This window comes from Mesorhizobium sp. M7A.F.Ca.US.005.03.2.1, assembly GCF_003997795.1.
Taxonomy (GTDB): Bacteria; Pseudomonadota; Alphaproteobacteria; order Rhizobiales; family Rhizobiaceae; genus Mesorhizobium; species Mesorhizobium ciceri.
Genome location: NZ_RZRP01000629.1, coordinates 1 through 3,774 on the forward strand (window position 1 = coordinate 1; position 3,774 = coordinate 3,774).

Annotated in this window: 3 protein-coding genes and 1 pseudogene; 3 read left to right on the forward strand and 1 reads right to left on the reverse strand. The window is 60.7% G+C overall.

Annotation, left to right across the window (positions count from 1 at the left end; all coding sequences use genetic code 11):
- On the reverse strand, positions 1-653 hold a 653-nt coding region (motA, locus tag EN991_RS27105; protein ID WP_164769393.1), incomplete at its 3' end, for a flagellar motor stator protein MotA.
- 147 nt (positions 654-800) lie between these two features.
- On the opposite strand from motA, the gene EN991_RS27110 reads away from it, so the two are divergent.
- From EN991_RS27110 to fliI, 3 genes and pseudogenes are all read left to right on the forward strand, one after another.
- Positions 801-2,612, forward strand: a complete 1,812-nt coding sequence (locus EN991_RS27110) for a DUF1217 domain-containing protein (RefSeq protein ID WP_013529802.1) — start codon at positions 801-803, stop codon at positions 2,610-2,612.
- 7 nt (positions 2,613-2,619) lie between these two features.
- Positions 2,620-3,342, forward strand: coding sequence for a flagellar basal-body rod protein FlgF (flgF, locus tag EN991_RS27115; protein WP_013529801.1), 723 nt, complete (start codon positions 2,620-2,622; stop codon positions 3,340-3,342).
- Between the two features lie 3 nt (positions 3,343-3,345).
- Positions 3,346-3,774: pseudogene (fliI, locus tag EN991_RS27120) on the forward strand (flagellum-specific ATP synthase FliI); the annotation flags it as partial.

The window sequence follows — 3,774 nt, forward strand, 5'->3', positions numbered from 1 at the left end:
GAATAGGACAGGAAGATGCCGAGGAACGTTCCGACAAGTGCGGCACCAATCAAACCGCCGAGAATTTCCGGCGACTGGTCGAGCGCGCCCATCGCCTTGACCACGCCGAGCACGGCGGCGACGATGCCGAGCGCCGGCAGGCCATCGCCCACCGCCACCATCGCGTGATAGGCCTTCATCTTGTCGGACCTGATGGTCTGGATTTCTTCGTCCATCAGCGCCTCGATCTCGTGCGAGCGGGCATTGCCGATGATGATGATGCGGCAGTAGTCGCAGATGAAATGCGTCAGGTCGTGGTTATGCAGCACGGTTGGGAACGCCTGGAAAATCGCCGACTCTTCCGGATTGTCGATATGCGCCTCGACCTCGCTGCGGGATTTCGAGCGCAGCTCGCGCATCAGCGAGTGCAGCACGCCGAGCGTTTCGAGATAGTCCTGTTCCTTCGGCACCGCCTGCTTGAAAGCTTCGAGAATGCCCTTGCCGGTATCCTTGACCGTCTTCATCGGATTGGCGACGAGGAAGGTGCCAAAAGCCGCACCACAGATGATCACTGCCTCCCAGGGCTGGATCAGCACGTGAAGATGGCCGCCCATGGCCATGAAGCCGCCAAGGACGCAGCCGAGCGTTACCACCAGTCCAATCAGAATGCCCACGACAGGTCCTTCCGCATTTCACATCAGGAGCTAGGGATAGCCCCCGTGCCTTGTGTGAGGCTTGAATCGAAGGCGTCGGAGACGATTCAGTTTCGCGCAAGGAAGTAGGGGTATTGTCCGGACATAGCTTCGGCCGGAGGCACCTCTTTGCTTAATACCTTTACCAGCTACCAGCTCATCACCAGGGACATTTCAAAGTCGATCGACAGGATCGAGCAGCAGCCCGTGGTTGATCGCGACACCAAGTATTATCTGGACAACATCACCAAGGTGAAATCGATCGACGATTTCGTCAAGAATGACCGTTTGTTCAAATATGCCATGAAGGCCTACGGGCTCGAGGACATGGCTTACGCCAAGGCCTTCATGGTCAAGGCACTCAAAGAAGGCGTCTCCGATCCCAACAGCTTCGCCAACAAGCTGACCGACAAGCGTTACGCCGAATTCGTCAGGGCCTTCAATTTCGCCGCCAACGGCACCAGTACGACTGTCTACAACAAGGCGCAGCAACTGGTGACCAGCAACTATGCGCTGCAAGTCCAGATCGGCGCCTCGCAGAAGGGGCTCCCTTACTACCAGAGCGAAACCGCCTACTACGTCACCAACATCGCCAAGGTTAAATCGGTCGACGACCTGATGGGCGACAGCCGCCTGCTGACATATGCGATGGCCGCTTTCGGACTCGACGCCGCAACCGAACCTGCCGCAACCGTCAAGGCGATGCTCGAAGGTGGCGTCAGCGATCCCGACAGTCCTGCCAACAAACTGCCCGACAAGAGCTACGCCAAATTCGTCGCAGCCTTCGACTTCGCCCAGTATGGCGATCAGACGACCATGCGCGACGATGTCCAGCAGGCGGTGCCGAAAGGATACATGGCCGGAGCCGGACTGACATTGGTCGAGCCAAGCGCGCAATATATCAAGGGCGAGGCCGACTATTACGCGGCAAACATTTCCAAGGTGACGTCGATCGACAACCTCATGGCGGACAAGCGCCTGCTCACCTTCGCCATGGCTTCCTACGGACTTGATGCGTCAACCGAAACGCCGCAGCAGATCCGCACAATGCTCGAGGGCGGCGTCAGCGACCCCGAAAGCCCAGCAAACAAGCTGACGGATAAACGGTACGCCAACTTCGTCACGGCCTTCAACTTTGCCCAATATGGTGATCAGACAACGTCGCGCGACGAAGTGCAGAAAGACACGCCGAAAATCTATACGACGGAGTCGGCGCTTGGCCTGATCGCGCCGAATGCGGACTACATCAAGTCGGAGACCGCGTACTATCTTGCCAACGTCACGAACGTGAAATCCGTCGACGACCTGATGGCCAACAGCCGATTGTACAACTACGTGCTCTCGGCCTACGGACTGGACCCGGCGACGGAAAGCAAGGACCTCATCCGCAACGTTCTTGCCGGTGGCATTCGCGACGCCGACAGCGTCGCCAACAAGATGACCAACAAGGCCTATGCCGGGCTGGCCGCCGCCTTCAACTTCGAACAATACGGCGAAGCGGCCACCACCATCAATCCGGCGCAGCAGCCGACCGTCGACAAATACATGCGCCAGACCCTCGAAGAGGATGCCGGCCAGACCAACCAGGGCGTGCGGCTGGCGCTTTATTTCGATCGCAAGGCCCCAACCATCACCAGTTGGTATGACGTGCTGGCCGACACTGCGCTTGCCAGTGTCGTGCGCACCGTGCTCGGCCTGCCCGATTCCTTCGCCACCGCCGATGTCGACAAGCAGGCGCAGCTGTTCGAGCAGAAACTCGACATCTCGGATTTCTCCGACCCCGAGAAACTCGGCAAGTTCCTGACGCGCTTCACCAGCATGTACGAGATCAACAACCCGACTTCATCGGCCGTCACCTCGGTCAGCGTGCTGTTTGCCCAGCCACTCACCGTCGGCATCTCCACCGACCTGATGATGGCCATGCAGAAACTGAGGTTCTGAGACCATCATGCGGGACAGCCTGTACGTCGCTCTTTCATCGCAGATCGCGCTCGAGCGGCGCCTCGACACCATCGCCGACAACGTCGCCAACGCCTCCACGATCGGCTTTCGCGCCACCGGCGTGAAGTTCGAGGACGTCGTCTCTGGCACCGGGCAGAAATCGGTGTCATTCGCCTCCCCGGGCAAGACCTACCTTTCCGGCGCCCACGGTGCCTTGAGCGAGACCGGAAATCCCTTCGATTTCGCCATCCAGGGCGATGCCTGGTTCGCTATAGAGACGCCGGTCGGCACCGTCATGACCCGCGACGGCCGTTTTTCGATGAACGAGAACGGCGAGCTGATGTCGATCGAAGGCCACCCGGTGCTCGATGCCGGCGGCTCGCCGATCCAGCTTGACCCCCGCAACGGTCCGCCCAAGGCCGGGGCCGATGGTTCGTTGCGCCAGAACGATCAGCTTGTCGGATCGATCGGCCTCTACAATTTCGATCCAGGCGCGAACTTCGTCCGCTATGGCAATTCCGGCATTGTTCCGGCACGCACCCCGGAGCCTGTCACCGATCGCTCCGATATCGGCGTTGCCCAAGGTTTTCTCGAAGAGTCCAATGTCAATCCGGTGCTGGAGATCACCAGGTTGATCATGGTCCAGCGCGCCTTCGAGAACACGGCCGCCCTGATGCGCCAGACCGACTCGTCCACCGACGAGGCGATCAAGACGCTCGGCTCGAAATAGTCCATGTCGCTCGACCAGCCATCCCTGCGGGCACTCGAAAGACAACTCCAGCCGGCACCGGAAGACCGGCTTGCCGCCCTGGAACGGGTCTGGCGGCGTTTCGCCGACGCCGAGGCACTGCTCAAGCGCGGCGGCCGCGTCATCGAAGTCACGCCCACGCACTACAAGGTGCACGGCCTTTCCAGCTTCGCCAGGCTGGGTGACATCGTCGAGCAGCCCGGCCATGCCGGTGCGCGCCGCGGCGAGATCGTCAAGATCGGCCGCGACGAGGCCGTCGTGGCACCCTTCGAACGCAGCGCCGATTCCGGCATCGGTGATGCCGTGTTCCGCCGCGGTCCGCTTGTGGTGGCACCGCATGCCTCATGGCGGGCCGCCATCGATCGCCCTGGTGAGTGCGTCGATGGTGCGGCCGCTCGCCCGGGGAGACGACAC